This is a genomic window from Desulfosporosinus sp. (genome assembly GCF_014237355.1).
Classification (GTDB): Bacteria; Bacillota; Desulfitobacteriia; order Desulfitobacteriales; family Desulfitobacteriaceae; genus Desulfosporosinus.
Map to the genome: position 1 here is coordinate 40,189 of NZ_JABZFS010000038.1, position 17,622 is coordinate 57,810.

Consider the following 17,622-nt stretch of genomic DNA (forward strand, 5'->3'; position numbering starts at 1 on the left):
CACCTCCCGTTGCACGTATCACAATTTATGCACTCCTGTCTCGATTCATAAATTGCAGATTATGCAACTTTGGATCAAAAAAAATATCAATCGGCGCATCAAGGAAATTACAAGCCTTTAGCATCTCCCAGAGAGTAAAGGGTGACCTATTTGCAAGCTTATTGCCAAGAGCCTGATTGGTAATAGAAAGTTCTTCAGCCAACGATGTTAATGTTTCACCTTTCGCGGCAACGGCTCCACGTAATTTTAAAAAATGCTTATCACTCAATTTATTCACCACCGCTTTATTATTGGATTGCATAATATGCAACCGATGTGGTTATTATATACCCATAGACAAGTCTCGTCAATGTATAATTTACAATTATATGCGGTAAAAACTAAATTAGAATTGCTAATCACGCAATTCTATAATATAATCATGCCGTGGAGGTTGATTGTCAAAGTGGATAAGATAAAAGAAATATTAGAACGCTCAGCTGCGCGTCTCAGGGAGATCCGGGAGTCAACAGGGCTAAGTCAAAAGGACTTTGCCGAAAGCTTTGGCGCGAATAAGACAACTTACAATCGATATGAGTCTGGGGACATCAAATCAATGCCGTCTGACTTAATTGGAAACATTAGTGATAAGTTCGACCTCAACCCAGCATGGCTTATGGGCTACGAAAACGTAGACAAATATATGATCCGAGAGAAAGCAAATCAGAGCGTCAGAAGATTACCGGTACTAGGCAAAATAGCAGCCGGTATACCTATCTTGGCTCAAGAGGATCTAATCGACTATGAATACGTCCCGGAAAGCATCAAGGCTGACTTTTGCCTTAAGGTGCAAGGTGACTCTATGATAGGGGCTCGTATCCTTGACGGTGATTTAGTGTATATCAGACAGCAATCAGATGTTGAAACTGGAGAAATTGCTGCAGTTTTGATAGATGGTCTAGATGCTACATTGAAAAGAGTGTATCGGATTAACGGATCGATTATCCTTAGATCCGAAAACCCTAACTACCCTGAACAGGTTTATGGCAAGAAGGATAATGTAACGATTTTAGGAAAGGCGATATTGTTTAAATCGGAGGTACGATAATATGGCGAGTTTTAGGAAGGTCAAAAACGGCTACCAGGCGACAATCTACGCTGGTTTAAAAGAAGACGGCACTCAAGACAGGCGATATGCAACGAGACCAACTCTTAAGGAATGTAAAGCTGCAGCCAAAGAGATCGAGAGAGAGCTCGAGGATAAGAACTTCTCTAACATTGGCAATATTGGTGTGATCGCTTTTATTAACGACTGGATCGAGACTAATAAAACGAGACTTTCCCCTTCAACCCATGCAACTTATAAGCTATATTCAAGGGTTCATTATGCTCCATATTTCAAGAAAATGAAGCTTAGGGAAGTAGAAGAAATCCACATTCGCAAGTTTATGGCAAAGCAACTGGGATTCCTTTCTCCTACTACAGTGCGAAAACACATTTCGGTTTTAAACAAGATACTAAGAGAAGCATTAAGAGACAAAAACCCCGTAAAGTATGTAGACTTACCCTCTAAGGCGAAGTACACACCTTATCCAATGACTGACTTTGAATTTCTCAAGGTGCATAATGCCGTAAAGGGCACCAGGGACGAAATGATAGTCTTGTTAGCGGCTTGGTGTGGCCTACGCAGAGGGGAGATATTTGCTCTTAAACCTAACGATGTGGACTGGAAAAAGAAAACAATCCGCGTGGACGAAAACACGGCTATCAATGACGAATACGATTATGTAGACAAAGGTCCAAAGTCGGATAATGGATATAGGGATATTGTGGTCCCATCGTACCTCATGGATCTACTTGAGGCCTATCGAAAGAGCTGGGACAGCATACCCGAACGACTCTTCGATCTTCGTCCTGATTATTACTCCAGCTATTTTAAAGAATATATAATTGATAAACACAAAGAATTGCCACCCGTTAGATTTCACGATTTAAGACACTACCATGCGTCTTGGTTGTACGCCAAGGGAATACCGGATAAATACGCAGCAGAAAGGCTAGGGCATGATATACAGACGCTTAAAGCAACTTACCAGCACATCGGAGCCGATCGACGCCAAGAACTAGACGACACCGTCCGCAATCTATATGATGGTCAGAAAAAGGGCAAGAAATGGAAATTAAAAAGGACCCTTGAGAGCGGGTCATAACGCACAAAAAACGCACAGAATATGAAAATTCATTTTCTATGCTTTAAATTTTAATTTCAAATTGCATAACAGGAAACTTATTAGCAAACAATAGGAGTGTCTCAAAGTAGCATGGTTACTATATTCCTTAATAATTGCGCAGGGTGCAATTTATTGGATTTAGGTTCCAGCGGGAAACCGTGGGGGTTCGAGTCCCTTCTCTCGCACCATTTAGTAAGTTAAAGGCAGTTGACCTAAAAAGGTTGAACTGTCTTTTTGTTTTTCTCGCATTGATATTAGGGCAAGAAACGCATAGGATTTCGAGAAGCATTTTGAGCGGTTGCTTTCTTTACTGACTTAGTAGCGTTTTATGCGGTTACTAGATCTTATTTATAAGCCGAACTAATCGATTATTTATGTAATCTGACATTAGTTTGTAACCCTTGTCATTAGGGTGAAGCCCGTCCTGTAACAGCTTACCTAAAGCACGTTGATTTTTCGGAAATGCACTCCACACATCTAGTAAGTTTGCCCCAGTCTTATCAGATACGTTGATAATTGCTCTTCTGATACCTAAAAATAACGATTCATCAGCAGATACCATAGGAGGTTCAACAATACAAAAAATATCCGCGTTAGGAGCCTCCCTTTTAATAATTCGGATTAACTGTTGATATTTTTTACTAAACTGATACGGCTTGTAATAATTTCTATCGTTTCTTCCTACACAAATAAAGACGACATCCGTATTGCTTTTTATCTCTGTTGCTCTCGTTAAACAATAATCTACAAGTGTTCCGGATGAAGCTTTATTAACCCATAAAATATTGTTTGAATACTCCTTTGATAAGGATTGTCTAAGAACCCTATCCCATCCAGTTTCTAAGGGATCTGAAGCACCTTGGCTAACGGCAATCGAATCTCCAAGAATTACAGCCTTAATTTTATCTTTCTGTAGCTTTTTTATGCCCGTTAATGGTCTAACTTTGGTAACCTTTGCAGTGGTCACGATTCCTTGTTCTGCCTGTACTGTTTCTGGAATACTACAATTTCCTAAAAAGAATACCAGTGTTGCGAATAATAGATACAGAAATATCTTCCTCATAGTCTTACTCTCTTTCTTATGCCCTATCGCCATTCCCCATCATCTCATAACTTTTTTGCGAAGTAAGGGGAAATTTGTCTAAAACATATTTAGCGCCCAACCGTTTCCGATAATATTCTTAACCGCCACATTTTCTTAGCATGGAAAAAGCGACTCCCGAGAGTCGCTTTGATGCTTAATAGGCTAGACCTTGTAGCAAGTTAACTATTCTATTTAATTATCTCGTTGGCTGTTCTGATGTTTGTTTCGTTGATTATTTTGGTTTTTGTCTTTGTCCTGGTCTTTGCTTTTCTCGTCCCTTTTGTCTTGATCCCTATTCTCCTGTTTGGATAATCGATCGGTCATCTGTTTAGACTCCAATTCAGCAGGAGCAACGGTCACAGACGTTGGTTGACCATCGGCGAAGAATTGTTTCTGTGTAGTTGCTACATTGTTTTCCTTCTTATCCTCGTCGACTTGGTCTTGGTCATCATCTAGCTGGATCTTTCCTTTTTGTTTAAGAGATTTTTTGAATTCGTTTAAGGCTTCTCTGGCTTGTTTTTTTAAGGCTTTATTCTCGGTTGACAGTGTTGTTTCCGAAGTGCCCTCAGATGTGGTCTCGGGTGAGGTCACTTTATCATTTTTAGCTTCTTGTTTTTCCATCTTAATGACAGCCTTTTCCATGGAGCGAACGACATTAAGGGCTAATTTTTGGGCGGCTTGCGGGGGAAGCTTATCTAGCAAATTGCCTAAAACCTTAATATTATTATGGTTGACATTTGCAAGGGCAGTTGTAAGATTTTGGGCTTCTTCAGAGTCGGGATCTTCAATCTGATCTAGGAATTCCTGCGCTTTAGTAATCTTATTGGTGTACTCACTAAAAGCTACCTGGGATTCTTCAATTTTTCCTTCAACCATCAGTTTCTGAGCTCTAGCTAACTTTTCAAGTGCCTGCTGTTCACTTAGCTCACCTTTTCGTGCCGGATCAAAGGCCAAGGCCATTTTAAGTTTTCCGATTAGTTCAGATAACCAGTTAGCGGGATCAACTTCATTTCCGTCAGCGTCGACAACTGTCGTGGTATCTGTATCTTCGTTATTTTCATCTTCGTTATCGGTATTCGTTGTATCTGTGCTCTCCGAATCTGGGCTTGTGGTATCTGTATCTGTGTTTGTGTCTGTGTCCGTATCTGTCGTATCCGTACTTGTCGAATCTGTATCTGCGGTATCTGGGCCAGTGGTATTTGTTGTGGTGGTGTCCGCATTGGTGGCGTCAGGTGCAGGATCTGTACTTCCTGTATCCGTTGTGGTGTTTGTAGAAGTTGTTTCGACTGGTACTGTTTCTGCAAGAACAAGTGTTGTTCCTAAGGGAAGTGCTAAAAGTGCTGCCGTTACGACAATAGCTAGCTTTTTCTTAATTCTAGTGGATCTCAATGATTCTGAAGTTTTTGCCATATCAGTTGTTTTCATTTGTACCCTCTTTTCTTTAAATAATCATTTTAAAAGGCATAAATTGGTTTTAATGTTCTATTTGTCTTTTTTTTGCAACATATATTAAAACTTTTGACCACCTTACATACTACATTTACGGGTTCCAGATTATTTTTGAGGGGGGAACTTAATAGTTAATTAATAATCAAAGTGAACGAAAAGGAATATGGGTTTTAAATCAACTAAAAAAAGCACCGAGACTGATTCTCGGTGCTACTTTCAATATTTACAAAATTTCTTGGCAAAAGGGTTAGACTGCCCCCTCCTGTTTCAATGGCGAAACAGTCAACCTGTCATCTTGTTTCGCGAAACAGTGAACCTGTCCCCCTGTTTCAGGGGTAGCCTGAAGCTATTATCTCGATGGCTTCACTGAGGAAGACTTTTCCATAATCTGTTTCACAGGAGGATACGTCATGGTTGACGGTTATTTCGGGGTTGTTGACTCCAGCCTGGCGGGCGTTTTCGATAGCCCTTTCTTTGCCTTTGGTAAGAATACTGTTGCGGGCATCTTCGATCATCATATATCCTTCGCAGCCCCATGGAGCGTGGACTTTGTATCCTGGTTTGATGATTGCTGTTACCCTTTCGCTGACTTTACCTACTGCTGCTCCCACTGCATTTGCTACTTCACTATGCTCAGGAATAATCACCTGAGTGTTTAATAACTCCCCTACTGTGGGCAAATAAGATTCAACAGGCGCACCGATGGCCACTATGGGATAGTTTAATCCAATTTTCAGGCTAAAGTCGAGATCCTCTTTAGTTTGTTTAAAGATTGGTTCGTCTAAGAAGTTGAAATTCTGGTCATTATCGATGGTAAACGTATGACCTTGTTTGGAGGCTAAACTTTGTAAAACGGAAAGTGTAAGAGACTTTGTAATCTGTTCAAGGCAATAATTTGCAAATTTCTCAGCCGAGCAGCCATATTCTATGGCTAAAATTCTAGATCCTTCAAGGGCTGCTGACACATTCCATTTTCGCAGTAAACCCAGACAATGCAAGACATCCGTTGGAGTAAAGGAGATTCGGCCAATCATTTGGGCCTGTTCGAGGGATTTTAGGGCTAAGGGACTGTGGGAACCACCCAGACGTTTTTCTAGGGTTAATATATTATGGGCTCCATCCCTTAGCGCCTCAATAATTGCCCTTTCATCAAGGCGCAAACTCTCAAGGCTTTGGGGATGTTTAAGGATCATCCAACAATCGACGGCTTGCCCTTGATAGACAGCACGTTTCCCTTCTATCGATCTGAGTTCCTCAACAAGATTAGGGTAACGCTCGCTAGCAACACTTAAAGGCCAGACACGGGTCGGTCCTATCTTCAGTTTCCCTTGGTTAACCCCTCTTACGTAAGTTCCTGCATCAACTCTTATAGAGCTATCTCCACCAATGCCAAAGGTACTGATTTCTGCCGTATTAATGTGGGTTCTCCAACCACCTACCATTGCCCCTTGCTCATTCATTCGCCATCGTTTGTTTTTGACGATGCCAATATCACTTGTCGTTCCACCCATATCAAGGGTCAAAACTGTTTCAATTCCTGTCAAAAATGTTGCACCCACTACGCTGGCAGCCGGTCCTGACAAGATGGTCTCAATTGGTTTTTCAAAAGCAGTTTGTTCACTAATTAATGAGCCATCTCCTTTGACAACCATGACTGGAGCCAGAATAGCTTTTTCAATTAGTACACTCTTGACTGCTCCCAGTAAGTCTCTGATGATGGGTAGTAACCTGGCATTTAAGCAGGCAGTTACTGTTCTGGCATAATAGCCTAACTTTGAACTGAGTTCGTGTGCACAAACAATAGGAACATCCCATTGTCTGCGAATGATGTCTTTGGCTTGTTGTTCATGGGCGGGATTTCGAATACTAAGATTCCCTGAGATTGCCAGGGTGTCAACTTCCCCTTTCATTTGGGCTATTACCCTTGTCAACTCTTGTGTATCTAGCTCTGAGAAAGGGACCCCGTATAGGTTATGGCCCCCAGAAACCAGCGCAATTTTATGAGCAGGCAAGTCTCCGATAGGCTGACGTTTTCCAATTAAGATTAGCCCGACTTTACCACCCCGTCCTTCAACAATGGAATTGGTTGCCAGGGTTGTGGAAAGACAAACCATTCTCACCTTTTCTGTCTCAAGCTCACCTAAGTTTTCAATACATTCTTTAATGCCAATGGTCAAATCCTGAGGAGTTGTAAAGGCTTTAGCCTTAGCGAGAACAACCTTTTCCTCAAAATCTAAGAGGACCCCATCCGTAAAGGTTCCTCCTGTGTCTATTCCTAATATGTAAGCCATATCACCACTCCTCTTGTCCCACTAGAAGAAACTTTCTTGGGTGACCATCATTTTTGGTGGAATCACTACAAAGTCCTTTCCCCAGTCTCCTGTTACTAATCTCTCTAGAAGCTGACAAGATCCTTTTTTTTCTACAAACTTTGCCCCCATAAAGTCCGCTGCTTGTTTGGAATAGTTGATAAGGGTTGCACGATCTCCTACTTCCGTATCTATGAAGACAAGTCGTTTATAGTTATGGTATTCTGTGTCAATGATATATCGAGCATTTTCTTCACCATATTTTTCACTATATTTTTCGTACTCTGCCTTAGGATCACCTCCTTGATCGATCCACCCCTTGCTCAAGTAAATGGTTCCAGGACATTTTTCGAATTCTTCCTGATAAATCTGCCGCGAACCAAGTAGAAGACTGATACAGTCATGAACCCTGGGAATAACCAGCGTGTGTTTTTCCGAATGAAGATTAACAACTCCGTTTGAACATAAGCCGTAGCCAAATAGAAGTGTGTCATGATCTTGGTCCTCGTCGATTCGGGCTTGTAATTCCAGGTTAAGTTTTTTAGGCTCTCGATGAAGAGCATAGGGCAATAGTTCATAAGCCATACCCTGGGGAAGAACCTTTTCGATCTCGTCGGCCATAGTGCTACAAATAAAAACCTTCGCATTCATTTAAATCGTCCTTTCTTTGGCAATAGCCCGAGGCAATGACCTCAAATAATTCTTCGATGAATACCGTCCCATAATCCGTTTCGCTCGTTACCTTATCTTGGTTTACAGTGATCTCCGGGTCACTTATACCTGCTTTTCGGGCATTTTCCAAGACGATTTCTTTTGCCTTAGCTAAAACTTTTTCTCGTGCATCTTCGTAATACATGAATTTTTCGAATCCCCAGGGGGCGTGAACTGTAAAGCCGGGTTTTATTAAAGCCGTGATCTTTTCGGTCACTTTTCCCATAGCCGCCCCAATAGCGCTGGCAACTTCACTGTGCTCAGGAATTATTACTTGAGTCTGCAATAAGTCACCCACTGCTGGCAAATATGCTTTTACAGGGGCGCCAATAGCTACAATAGGGTAATTTAGGCAGATAGGAACTTGGATATCTGCATCTTGATTAATTCGTTTGAAAAAGGGCTCTAGGAAAAACTTCAAGTTAGGATCCTTTATATCAAAGGCATATCCTTGTTTAGAAGAAACACTTTGTAGAATGGAAAGAGCAAGGGATTCGGTGATATTATCCAGGCAATGTGTGACAAACTTCTCTGGACTACAACCATAAGTATTGGCGAGGACCCTAGCCCCTTGATGGGCAGTCTCAACATTCCATTTTTCTAAGTATCCTTGGCAATGGAGAGCATCGGTTGGGGTGAAGGATATCCGTCCGATGACCCCAGCTTGTTCAAGGGATTTTAGTGCAAAGGGACTTACATATTTCCCGATTCGTTCTTTAAGAATTAGAACATTATGGGGTCCGTCTTTTAGGACTTCAATAACTAATTGTTCATCTCGACTTAAGTTCTCCAGAGCCTGAGGAGGTTTAATAATCATCCAACAATCCAAGGTTTGCCCGTTAAAGATACTCTCAACACTGAGTGCTTTGCAACTTTGAATTTGACTAAGTTCCTTGTTTAGATAAGGATAGCGGGCGCCTGCCACACTCAGTGGGATTACTCGGATTGGGCCGATATTTAAATGACCTTTCGTCGGAACAGTTATGTAACTATCTCCTCCGATTCCAAAGGTGCTAATCCCAGCGGTGTCAATATGAGTTCTCCAGTTCGCAACGATTGCCCCATCTTTATGCATTCTCCAACATTTGCTTTTGATGATTCCAATATCAGAGGTTGTACCACCCATATCGAGAGTTAAGAAAGTTTCCAATCCCGAAAGAAACATGGCACCAACAATACTCGCAGCAGGTCCGGATAGAATTGTCTCGATGGGCTTAAGGCTAACTTTTTCCTCACTGATTAAAGATCCGTCCCCTTTGACGATCATGATTGGTACGTTAATCTTCTTTTTCAGGAGCACTTGTTTAACCGCTTTTAATAAGTCCGCAATAATAGGCAATAGCTTGGCATTTAAGCATGCTGTAACCGTCCGTTCATAAAGCCCTATACTAGAACTTAACTCGTGAGCACAAACGATGGGCACATCCCATTCTTTTTGTACTAACTCTTTGGCAAGGTTTTCGTGTTCCGGATTTCTTATACTAAAAATACCCGAGATAGCTAAAGTATCTACTTCACCTTTCATTTGGCGAATAACTTGGCTAAGCTCTTCCGTATCAAGCTCGCAGGTTGCAATACCAAACCCATCGTGTCCACCTGAAACTAAGCTGATCTTTTGGGCTGGGAATGTTCCTGACGGTTTATTTCCTATCAGTATTAGACCTACCTTTCCTCCCCGACCTTCAACGATCGCATTTGTCGCGAGGGTCGTGGAGAGAGAAACCATCTTGATTTGGTTAGGGTCGATTTCTCCTAGGTTATTGATGCATTCTCTAATCCCGATGGTCAAATCCTGCGGCGTTGTAAAGGCTTTAGCCTTGGCGAGGACTGCCTTTGCTTCAAAATCTAAGAGGACGCCATCTGTAAAGGTTCCTCCAGTATCTATTCCTAATATATAAGCCATTATTATCACCACTCCACAATGAATATAGCAATTAAAAAGGATTTCCTATCTATAAAGGACAGGAAATATGGTTTACTATCCGCCTTTTTGGCTTCAAGATTGACCTTCCCCTTATCCCACTTATCCAGATAAATAATGCAATTATAGTGCCAATAGTAACTTTACGTTTCTGCTGACAAACAAGGGATATCCAGAGCATCCAAGTCAATTATATTTTAATTCTAAGTCATTTCCAACTCAAGAAAATCCGTGAAACAGGGGGACATGAAACGGGGGGACAGGTTCCTTGTTTCGCCTTAGCGAAACAGTGAACCTGTTCCCCCGTTTCCAAGATCAACTTAATTATAATTCCTAACGGGTAATAAAGAAGACTTGGCTGGCGCCAAGCCTCCGGCGAAGGCGGCAGTCCTAGTTGCACTGATGGTTAGAAAGTATATAACGCAAGTTTATACTTTCTGATAGTAAAACAAAAACACCGAGAATCAAATTCTCGGTGTATTTTTTGCAATATGGGGTGGGTGATGGGGCTTGAACCCACGAATGCCGGAACCACAACCCGGTGCGTTAACCACTTCGCCACACCCACCATAGGGTTTTAATATTGGTGCGCCTGGAGAGACTCGAACCCCCGACAACCTGCTTAGAAGGCAGATGCTCTATCCAACTGAGCTACAGGCGCAGTTTCAAGGATACGATTTTTGAACCCAGGTTACCAACTATTAAGGAAAGCTGGGATTTAAATGGTCGGGGCAGAGGGATTTGAACCCCCGGCCTCCTGCTCCCAAGGCAGGCGCGCTACCAAGCTGCGCTATACCCCGTCCGTTTGGTGACTTGATTAGTATAGCTCATCTTTATCTATTCGTCAAGGGAAAAACAAAAGATTTTTTTTGGATAGTTTTCCCTCGCTTTTGACAAGATCTTTGGCTTTAATTATGCTGGGTATTTACTCTAAATCTATACCTTAAGAGCTTGAAGAATCGGAATCGCTTTGCGAAAAGCTTGGGCACGGTGACTAAGCTTATTCTTCTCAGCTAAGGTTAGTTCGGCCATGGTGCGTGCATATTCGGGGACAAAAAAGAGCGGGTCGTAGCCGAAACCATCTGTTCCACGACGTTCGGTTAATATTTGCCCCTCGACGGTACCCTCTGTGAGAAATTCTTTCCCTTCAGGGGTTGCTACAACTAAAGCACAGCGAAAACGTGCCTGCCTTTGGTCATCAGGCACAGTTTCTAATAGTTCAAGGAGTTTATCGTTATTTCGATGGTCATTTTTTGGTTCACCCGCAAATCGAGCAGAATAAACCCCAGGCGCACCGTCTAAGGCATCAACTTCTAAACCAGAATCATCTGCCAAGGCAATTAACCCTGTTTTCTCGACTGCTGCTCTGGCTTTAAGGGCAGCGTTATCCGCAAAGGTTTTACCATTTTCCTCGACATCTTCCCAGTCTTCTATATCTTTTAGGGAGAGAACTTCAATATCTTCTTCCCCAAGAAGGTCTTGAAGTTCACGGATTTTCCCTTGGTTTTGAGTGGCTAGTATTATCTTCATGCCGTCGTCTCCACAGCAGACTTCTGCACTTCCATCAAGGAACGGATTCCCTGTTCAGCTAGTTCTAGGAAATGATCTAAATCTGCCCGATCAAAGGGGATATCTTCTGCCGTTCCTTGAATTTCCACAAACTTCCCGGCGCCTGTCATGACGACATTCATATCCACTTCAGCTTTAGAATCCTCCTCGTATTCTAAATCCAGAACCACATCTCCCTGAACCTTTCCCACTGAAACAGCCGCTAGAGTATCTTGAACTGGGTTTGTTCGAATAAGCTTCTTCTCCATTAAGTACTGAATCGCATCAATCATGGCTACGTAAGCCCCTGTAATAGCGGCTGTACGGGTTCCGCCATCTGCTTGAAGCACATCGCAATCCAGCCAAATAGTTCGCTCACCAAGTTTTTTTAAGTCAACCACGGATCGCAAGGCGCGACCGATTAAGCGTTGAATTTCCATAGTGCGTCCGGTGAGTTTCCCTTTGCTTGCCTCACGCTGGGTCCGAGTCTGAGTTGCTCGAGGAATCATGGCGTACTCAGCAGTTACCCACCCCTTACCTGACCCTTTTTGGAAATGAGGTACTTTTTCTTCAACAGTAGCAGTACATAAGACCCTAGTTTCGCCAATCTCTATGAGAACTGAACCCTCAGGAATGTTTGTAAACTGACGTGATATTTTCACAGGACGTAATTCATTATTTGCCCGACCATTCGAACGTTGCATATCGAAAACCTTACCTTTCTTCTAACCAGTTTTTTCTATTTTAGTTTATCAGAATCGTTAGGAAAATGCCAATTTAAACCTTCGGATTACGTGCACCAAATAAATCCAAAGACCGGGCAGGCGTAGTTTCCTCTCCCACGATACCAGCAATGGTATAGAGCTGGGCGATGGGGTCAAATCGAAATTCCTTAAGCAAGTGAAACCCTTTAATCTCACCAGAACGTCGAATATGAATCCGAGGACCTGTGCATGGATAAAGTATTTCTCCAACTCGAATGTGATTATCATTAGCAAAACATATGGGCAAATCTGCTTTAATTAGGTCGAGAACGCGATGCTCAACTAAATCTAAATCAATATCCGGTTTTTCGGGAAGTTCTAAGACAAAACCATGTTTTATGTCGCTGTGCACCTCAGGCTTAGGTAAGCCCATTTCCTCAAGAATCATGGATGTGATGTCCTCGGCGCTGTGCGCCATGCGTCGGTACTTAATAGAATCAAAAACAATATCCGTTATGCTTTGCGGTTCCGGGCCGAAGACCGTCGGACGGGTTACAATCACTTCCTCCCCTACTCCAATCAGAACTTCCGCATTGACGCCGAGCTGGGGATACACAAGGTCAAAGTGCTCGATAACAACACGACGACCTGCCGAAATCGCTTTTTGGATCGCTTCAGCGATTTTCCAGGGCTGAGTAAAAGCGGACTCAAAGCGGACATCTAAGTGATAGGTATGATAGCGAAAATACTCCCGATCTGCATCATCCATCAATGGTAAGGGTCTAATATTGATTCCATCGTCATCATTCGTGAGTTCCAGTCCCGGAAACATACCTCGGATCAGTAAAGACTTTCCTGCTCCCGCATCCCCTACAAAACCGATCAGCTTATCCTCAGGGCTTAAATAACGTTGTTGAATATTCGTTCCTAAAAAAAGAAGACGTTTCTTCCCGCGTGGAGCAAAATAAACTGCCTGCATTAGATGCTCATGTACAAACATAACCAAAGCCATGCGCCCCCTTCTTGATTATCCCACACTGTTCTATCAATAATACTCCGAAGATGACTGATCTAGATAGTCAGAATCCTCTTATACCAAAGATTATTAGAAGAATTATGGGCTGATGAACTAAATAAATCAGCAAAGAATTCCGACTTAACCAGAGAATTGGCTTATAATCCAGCTTAAAAGCAACCAGTGGTTTTGACCTCCGCTGGTATAAATGTCGGTAAGCCAGAACACCGAGAAAGGTTACACTGATATACGGAAAAAGGGGGTAATAATCCATAGAACCGAACTCCTTATACATAAGGCCTAAGGGAAGGAAGAGGCTTGTTTCCAGCACCAGCCCTTTAAACCAAAAACCCAGTAAAGCGGAAGCACCGGCAAGGACCCAGAGGATTCGCGAAGACAGAGAGTAAATAATCGGAGATAAGATCATGGTTACTCCCAAAAAATGCAGGATTCCAAAGCGAACATAGATGTCCTTCATGGCCAAATAGGTTGCGATGGTAATTCCCATTCCATAAAGCAGCACTTTAAGTCCTCGTCTAACGGGGGATCGACTAAACCCGCTGGCAAGCCCAGAAATGAAAATAAAGAGTAAGGCTGAAGCTTTTCCGATCAGAAACCAAACCGGGTCCTGATAGTTTATATTGATCCCAGCGAACTCCCTCAGATCATAGACGATATGAAATAGAACCATCAACAAAATTGCTACAGACCTCAGGAAATCAATCTCACCATAGCGCTGTTTCGAAATCATGGGCCTATCCGTCGACTAACCGACACTCCATCTCCAAAGGGTAAAACAGAGGTTGAAAAATCAGGATTTAGAGAAAGGTCCTCTAAGAATTGGCGCAGGCCTCCGACCATCCGGTCATACTTAGGGGCAAAGGTACTTCCGGGCACCACCCATCCTCGGAAGAGGACATTATCCACCACCAGCAGACCCCCAGGTGCAATTAAAGGGTAAATTAAACTAAGGTACTCTAAGTACTCCCCTTTTGCGGCATCAATAAAAACAAGATCATAGGCCGCATCTAGTGTCCTTAGGAGTTTACGGGCGTCTCCTTCTAAAGTTGTGACTTGATCTCGCAGTCCTGCACACTCAATGTTTTCCCGTGCCCGGGCTAGACGATCCTTATTCATATCAATGGTGGTGACGTGCCCCCCAGTTTCTTTGGCAGCACGAGCCAGCCATATCGTCGAATATCCGATGGCTGTCCCAACTTCTAAGATAGTTTGAGCCTTGCTTGTAAAGACAAGCAAATTAAGAAAATTCCCAACCATAGGCGTCACAATGGGGATGGTTTCCTTAAGTGCCTGTTCTTCAATTTCATGCAACAACGGGTCCCGCTCACCCAGCAGGGTTTCCAAATAACGTTCCATTTCAAAGGGGTAAAACAATGTCATCTCCCTTTCTTCTTCAGTCAGATTACCAATCGTTCAGTTTGCTTCCACTTTACCACAAATAATTTTATAATTCTCAAAAAGCATAAAAAAGTATGCCCTTTTTCTGCTTGTTTAACCGTCAAACTGAGCAGGTCCAAAAGAACATACTTTTCGAAAGCTGTTGCAAAACAGCAAAACAGGGGGACAGGTTAGCTGTTTCAAGAAGCAAGGGAACGGTTCTCTTGCTTCAAGCGGTTCCTGCCCTTTGTTGAAGCAGGCCGCGAAACCATTTGAGATAGCCATCAAACCAGGGCCCCTCATTGAGCTCTTTATCTCCTAAGGCAAAAGCAGCCCGTTTATACAAGCACTTTTTTGGCTAGGTCTATTAATACAGGATCTAGCATTGTTCCTGCCCCGCGCTGAATCAAGGCCAGAGCTTCATCTGTGCTCATGGCTCGACGATAAGGGCGATCTTCGGTTAGGGCTGCAAAAATATCAGCGATTGCCATAAGGCGCGCTCCGATATCAAGCTCTCTCTCTGCCAAGGCGAAGGGATATCCTTTGCCATCCAAACGTTCATGATGATGAGCAGCCCATTCTACTATACGGGTAGGAAAGCCAGCCTCTGTCAATAACCGATGGGTATAATACGTATGCGTACGAATAATCTCAACCTCAGAAGGGTCAAGGGGTCCTGGTTTATCGAGAATCTTCCTTGGTATTGAGAGCTTACCCAAGTCATGAAGTAAACCCGCCACATAGATTTCTCGTAGTTGATCATCCTTCCAACCAAGCCCCCGAGCCAAACGTTCTACGGTCTCTGCAACAGACCGTGAGTGACGAGCTGTAAACTTACTTTTCTGGTCAATCAGGTCAGCGAAGGTTGCTGCTAAATCGTCTTTAAATCCATTTTTTAGCTCCCGAGTCGCTGGGAGCTGCCATTCTCCACATAAAAGCCCTAAAGCAATTTGCAGTAGATCCCTTTGTTCAATATCCAGCCAAAAAGCCTCTTTCTGGGCCACCTGTTTAAAGGCAGCTGCGACTTCCGGATAAAACAAGGTTCCAGTTTCTGCGGTTACCCACTCTAGGATCTCGTCTCTCTCCCGTCGCTTGGATAGTCTTCGCTTCAAGCGCAGATCGATTTGATCCGCTAAAGATAGAATACGAGCCATCAAGGGAACTTCTTCGGTCGGAGCTCCCAAGGCAGCATATAAGGGGTCAGGCGTTTCATGGTGATATTTAATGGCTGGCGCAAGAATTCCTCCAGCTGGAAAACGCGCAACAATCGAGGCCCCCGTAAGACAATGATTTTTAAGAATACGAGGGGTCCCATTATACTCTGTAAAATTACCCAAAGCACCTATGTCGTGCAACAATCCAGAAACCGTCAGCTGGGCTAGCTCTTTCTTGCTGAGTCCTAGATTGCGTCCTAGACGCATGGCAATATACGCCACACGTTCTCCGTGCCGTTCCCCTAACGAAACCTGTAACCCTCGTTCAACTTCTTCATCAACTAATCCCAAATCAAGTGCTCGGGAAAAACTCCACATCTTCCTGATGTAGAAGGCATCTTCATACAAATCTTATTCCTCCAATTAGACTTACTCCCTACACCTTAACCCCCAAGGAAGGTGCACAACAAATGTGCCTTCTCCCTAGCAACGTCACCCCGTCCAAAGCCCAGGACGCAGTGTCACACAAGCGCGACGTCTTTACGTAAGCAGCTAAGCAACCCTTCCGTTTAAGCGACCCCAGATACGGGGCAGCGCACAAGGACGTGCGCTGCCGCCAATGCGCCAGGGATGGCGCTTTTGGCACGATAGTCTCCAGTGGAGATTATCGCCGTAGGCGGGTTCTTCAAAACAATACTATCATCGCCGAAGGATGAACCCCGCTCCCCAAAGCCGAGAGCTTAAACGGTTAGTTTGCTCTGCGTCGTAAGCACCGAGCGCTGTGTTACACAAGTCCCCTAATCTCTCATACCCATTTGGGCCAGAGAGGTGGCAGAGTTGGCTACATCTTCAGATGCTGATCCTATTTGGCCAGCGGTCATGGATAAGGCATCGATCTGCTGAGCAATTGCTCGAACTTGTTGGATACTCGCATTAATTGCGGACATAATTTCTCCAAAGCGATTTACGACTTCCTTGGCCTCTGCGGCTGCACCTTGCATAGCCTCTGTTGTTTGGGCAATCGAGTGGTTCACCGCAACCGTGTTTTGTTTGGTAAGCATAATCAAGGCGCTGATCTCTTTAACTGACTGTTCGGAATGATTGGCAAGTTTCTTAACTTCTTCTGCAACCACTCCGAAGCCTCTGCCGCTGTCTCCTGCGCGTGCCGCTTCAATGGCCGCATTTAAGGCCAAGAGATTCGTCTGAGAAGCGATTTCTTTGATCACATCTGTGACCGAGGCAATGCGAGCGGAACTTTTATCAAGTTCCGCCATCTTCCCTTGCATCTCCGAGGTCATAGTCGCTAAGTTTAAAATCGTTTCTGAGATCATTTGAATCTTTCGAGCACCCTCTTGTGCCAAAGCATCCACCTGACGAGAGAATTCAGCTGCCTCAGAAGCATTACTCGAAATTTGGGAAGTTGCTTCATTCATTTCTGCCGCAGAAGCGGCTGTTTCCTCGGATGTTGCAGCTAATGCTTGGCTGGCTTCGCTAACGCTGCGTTGCAGGTTATCAATCTCGGTTAAGGCTTTCTCTAATTCAGCTTTCTTATCGATTTCCGTCATATAGGACTGAATGTAACTAGCCATAACAACTTGTTGGTCAAAACTTAAGATTCGTTGAACTGCCAAACTGGCACGAATAGCCTGGTCAGTATTTTTGCGATAATGTTTGAAAATCCGGGGTATGATTTCGTCACAAAAGAACTGGTTGGCGCTCAAATAGTAAAATGGAGGTAAATCAATCCGTTTATGGATTTCTCCGATTGTTACCCGCCACTGCATAAACTCTTCATCAATCTTATCCGGGAAGAGAGAAAACAAGTATTTTTTCATGGTAACTTTAAGCTTCTCAACAGAGGAAAAGCGATCAATAATTGCTTTAAGATCCGGAAATGTGGTTACATGGGCGTAGAAATTACGGATAATTTCCTCCGAATCCCGCTCAATGACTAGTCGAACCTCTTTAAGAAGGGCCAACTGTCCCGCGTCCATTCTCAGCAATTGAACTGACTCATCTAAGCTAAACTGATGCAGTTGAATCAACAACATTCATCCTCTCTTAATCCCTTTATCTCTTTAGTTACACCAGTCTCTGTTACAACTAACGAATTCTCGAT

Annotated in this window: 15 protein-coding genes and 3 tRNA genes; 2 read left to right on the forward strand and 16 right to left on the reverse strand. The window is 43.4% G+C overall.

What is annotated here, in order from left to right:
* Positions 1-25: 25 nt before the first annotated feature.
* Positions 26-301, reverse strand: coding sequence for a hypothetical protein (locus HGJ98_RS07355; RefSeq protein ID WP_291350408.1), 276 nt, complete (start codon positions 299-301; stop codon positions 26-28).
* 144 nt (positions 302-445) lie between these two features.
* Here HGJ98_RS07355 and HGJ98_RS07360 point away from each other — a divergent pair, with 144 nt between their 5' ends.
* Positions 446-1,087, forward strand: a complete 642-nt coding sequence (locus HGJ98_RS07360) for a LexA family transcriptional regulator (protein WP_291350409.1) — start codon at positions 446-448, stop codon at positions 1,085-1,087.
* A 1-nt stretch (position 1,088) separates the two neighbouring features.
* Complete coding sequence (locus tag HGJ98_RS07365) at positions 1,089-2,189, forward strand: site-specific integrase (protein ID WP_291350410.1); 1,101 nt, start codon at positions 1,089-1,091, stop codon at positions 2,187-2,189.
* A 358-nt stretch (positions 2,190-2,547) separates the two neighbouring features.
* Here HGJ98_RS07365 and HGJ98_RS07370 read toward each other — a convergent pair whose 3' ends face one another.
* The 15 genes from HGJ98_RS07370 to HGJ98_RS07440 form a co-directional block, all read right to left on the reverse strand.
* The gene (locus tag HGJ98_RS07370; protein WP_291350411.1) at positions 2,548-3,273 is read right to left on the reverse strand and encodes an SGNH/GDSL hydrolase family protein; all 726 of its coding nucleotides are present in this window, start codon (positions 3,271-3,273) and stop codon (positions 2,548-2,550) included.
* Between the two features lie 213 nt (positions 3,274-3,486).
* The gene (locus HGJ98_RS07375; protein ID WP_291350412.1) at positions 3,487-4,719 is read right to left on the reverse strand and encodes a DUF5667 domain-containing protein; all 1,233 of its coding nucleotides are present in this window, start codon (positions 4,717-4,719) and stop codon (positions 3,487-3,489) included.
* Between the two features lie 353 nt (positions 4,720-5,072).
* Positions 5,073-7,034 (reverse strand): hydantoinase/oxoprolinase family protein, encoded by a 1,962-nt coding sequence (locus HGJ98_RS07380; RefSeq protein WP_291350413.1) that lies wholly within the window; start codon positions 7,032-7,034, stop codon positions 5,073-5,075.
* 21 nt (positions 7,035-7,055) lie between these two features.
* The gene (locus HGJ98_RS07385; protein ID WP_291350414.1) at positions 7,056-7,703 is read right to left on the reverse strand and encodes a DUF1638 domain-containing protein; all 648 of its coding nucleotides are present in this window, start codon (positions 7,701-7,703) and stop codon (positions 7,056-7,058) included.
* A complete protein-coding gene (locus HGJ98_RS07390) occupies positions 7,678-9,666 on the reverse strand; it encodes a hydantoinase/oxoprolinase family protein (RefSeq protein ID WP_291350415.1) in 1,989 nt (662 codons plus the stop codon). Before HGJ98_RS07390 ends, HGJ98_RS07385 begins: the two co-directional genes overlap by 26 nt.
* Before the next feature lie 510 nt (positions 9,667-10,176).
* Positions 10,177-10,252, reverse strand: a tRNA-His gene (locus tag HGJ98_RS07395).
* A 16-nt stretch (positions 10,253-10,268) separates the two neighbouring features.
* A tRNA-Arg gene (locus tag HGJ98_RS07400) sits at positions 10,269-10,345 on the reverse strand.
* Positions 10,346-10,407: 62 nt separating this feature from the next.
* A tRNA-Pro gene (locus HGJ98_RS07405) sits at positions 10,408-10,484 on the reverse strand.
* Positions 10,485-10,620: 136 nt separating this feature from the next.
* Positions 10,621-11,214, reverse strand: a complete 594-nt coding sequence (locus HGJ98_RS07410) for an XTP/dITP diphosphatase (RefSeq protein ID WP_291350416.1) — start codon at positions 11,212-11,214, stop codon at positions 10,621-10,623.
* Positions 11,211-11,936, reverse strand: a complete 726-nt coding sequence (rph, locus tag HGJ98_RS07415) for a ribonuclease PH (RefSeq protein ID WP_291350417.1) — start codon at positions 11,934-11,936, stop codon at positions 11,211-11,213. Before rph ends, HGJ98_RS07410 begins: the two co-directional genes overlap by 4 nt.
* 73 nt (positions 11,937-12,009) lie before the next feature.
* Positions 12,010-12,948, reverse strand: a complete 939-nt coding sequence (locus HGJ98_RS07420; RefSeq protein WP_291350418.1) for an alanine-tRNA synthetase second additional domain-containing protein — start codon at positions 12,946-12,948, stop codon at positions 12,010-12,012.
* Positions 12,949-13,015: 67 nt separating this feature from the next.
* Positions 13,016-13,702: a heparan-alpha-glucosaminide N-acetyltransferase gene (locus HGJ98_RS07425; protein WP_291350419.1), complete on the reverse strand. Its 687-nt coding sequence runs from the start codon at positions 13,700-13,702 to the stop codon at positions 13,016-13,018.
* Positions 13,699-14,346 (reverse strand): O-methyltransferase, encoded by a 648-nt coding sequence (locus HGJ98_RS07430; RefSeq protein WP_291350590.1) that lies wholly within the window; start codon positions 14,344-14,346, stop codon positions 13,699-13,701. The genes HGJ98_RS07425 and HGJ98_RS07430 overlap by 4 nt, the downstream gene beginning before the upstream one ends.
* 341 nt (positions 14,347-14,687) lie before the next feature.
* Positions 14,688-15,911, reverse strand: coding sequence for an HD domain-containing phosphohydrolase (locus HGJ98_RS07435; RefSeq protein WP_291350420.1), 1,224 nt, complete (start codon positions 15,909-15,911; stop codon positions 14,688-14,690).
* 389 nt (positions 15,912-16,300) lie between these two features.
* Positions 16,301-17,548, reverse strand: coding sequence for a globin-coupled sensor protein (locus tag HGJ98_RS07440; protein WP_291350421.1), 1,248 nt, complete (start codon positions 17,546-17,548; stop codon positions 16,301-16,303).
* Positions 17,549-17,622 lie beyond the last annotated feature (74 nt).

What these genes read in the sequence shown, in the direction of transcription:
- HGJ98_RS07355 (WP_291350408.1), bottom strand. Translation starts at nt 301, where the DNA reads ATGCAATCCAATAATAAAGCGGTGGTGAATAAATTGAGTGATAAGCAT.
- HGJ98_RS07365 (WP_291350410.1), top strand. Translation starts at nt 1,089, where the DNA reads ATGGCGAGTTTTAGGAAGGTCAAAAACGGCTACCAGGCGACAATCTAC.
- HGJ98_RS07370 (WP_291350411.1), bottom strand. Translation starts at nt 3,273, where the DNA reads ATGAGGAAGATATTTCTGTATCTATTATTCGCAACACTGGTATTCTTT.
- HGJ98_RS07375 (WP_291350412.1), bottom strand. Translation starts at nt 4,719, where the DNA reads ATGAAAACAACTGATATGGCAAAAACTTCAGAATCATTGAGATCCACT.
- HGJ98_RS07380 (WP_291350413.1), bottom strand. Translation starts at nt 7,034, where the DNA reads ATGGCTTACATATTAGGAATAGACACAGGAGGAACCTTTACGGATGGG.
- HGJ98_RS07385 (WP_291350414.1), bottom strand. Translation starts at nt 7,703, where the DNA reads ATGAATGCGAAGGTTTTTATTTGTAGCACTATGGCCGACGAGATCGAA.
- HGJ98_RS07390 (WP_291350415.1), bottom strand. Translation starts at nt 9,666, where the DNA reads ATGGCTTATATATTAGGAATAGATACTGGAGGAACCTTTACAGATGGC.
- HGJ98_RS07410 (WP_291350416.1), bottom strand. Translation starts at nt 11,214, where the DNA reads ATGAAGATAATACTAGCCACTCAAAACCAAGGGAAAATCCGTGAACTT.
- rph (WP_291350417.1), bottom strand. Translation starts at nt 11,936, where the DNA reads ATGCAACGTTCGAATGGTCGGGCAAATAATGAATTACGTCCTGTGAAA.
- HGJ98_RS07420 (WP_291350418.1), bottom strand. Translation starts at nt 12,948, where the DNA reads ATGGCTTTGGTTATGTTTGTACATGAGCATCTAATGCAGGCAGTTTAT.
- HGJ98_RS07425 (WP_291350419.1), bottom strand. Translation starts at nt 13,702, where the DNA reads ATGATTTCGAAACAGCGCTATGGTGAGATTGATTTCCTGAGGTCTGTA.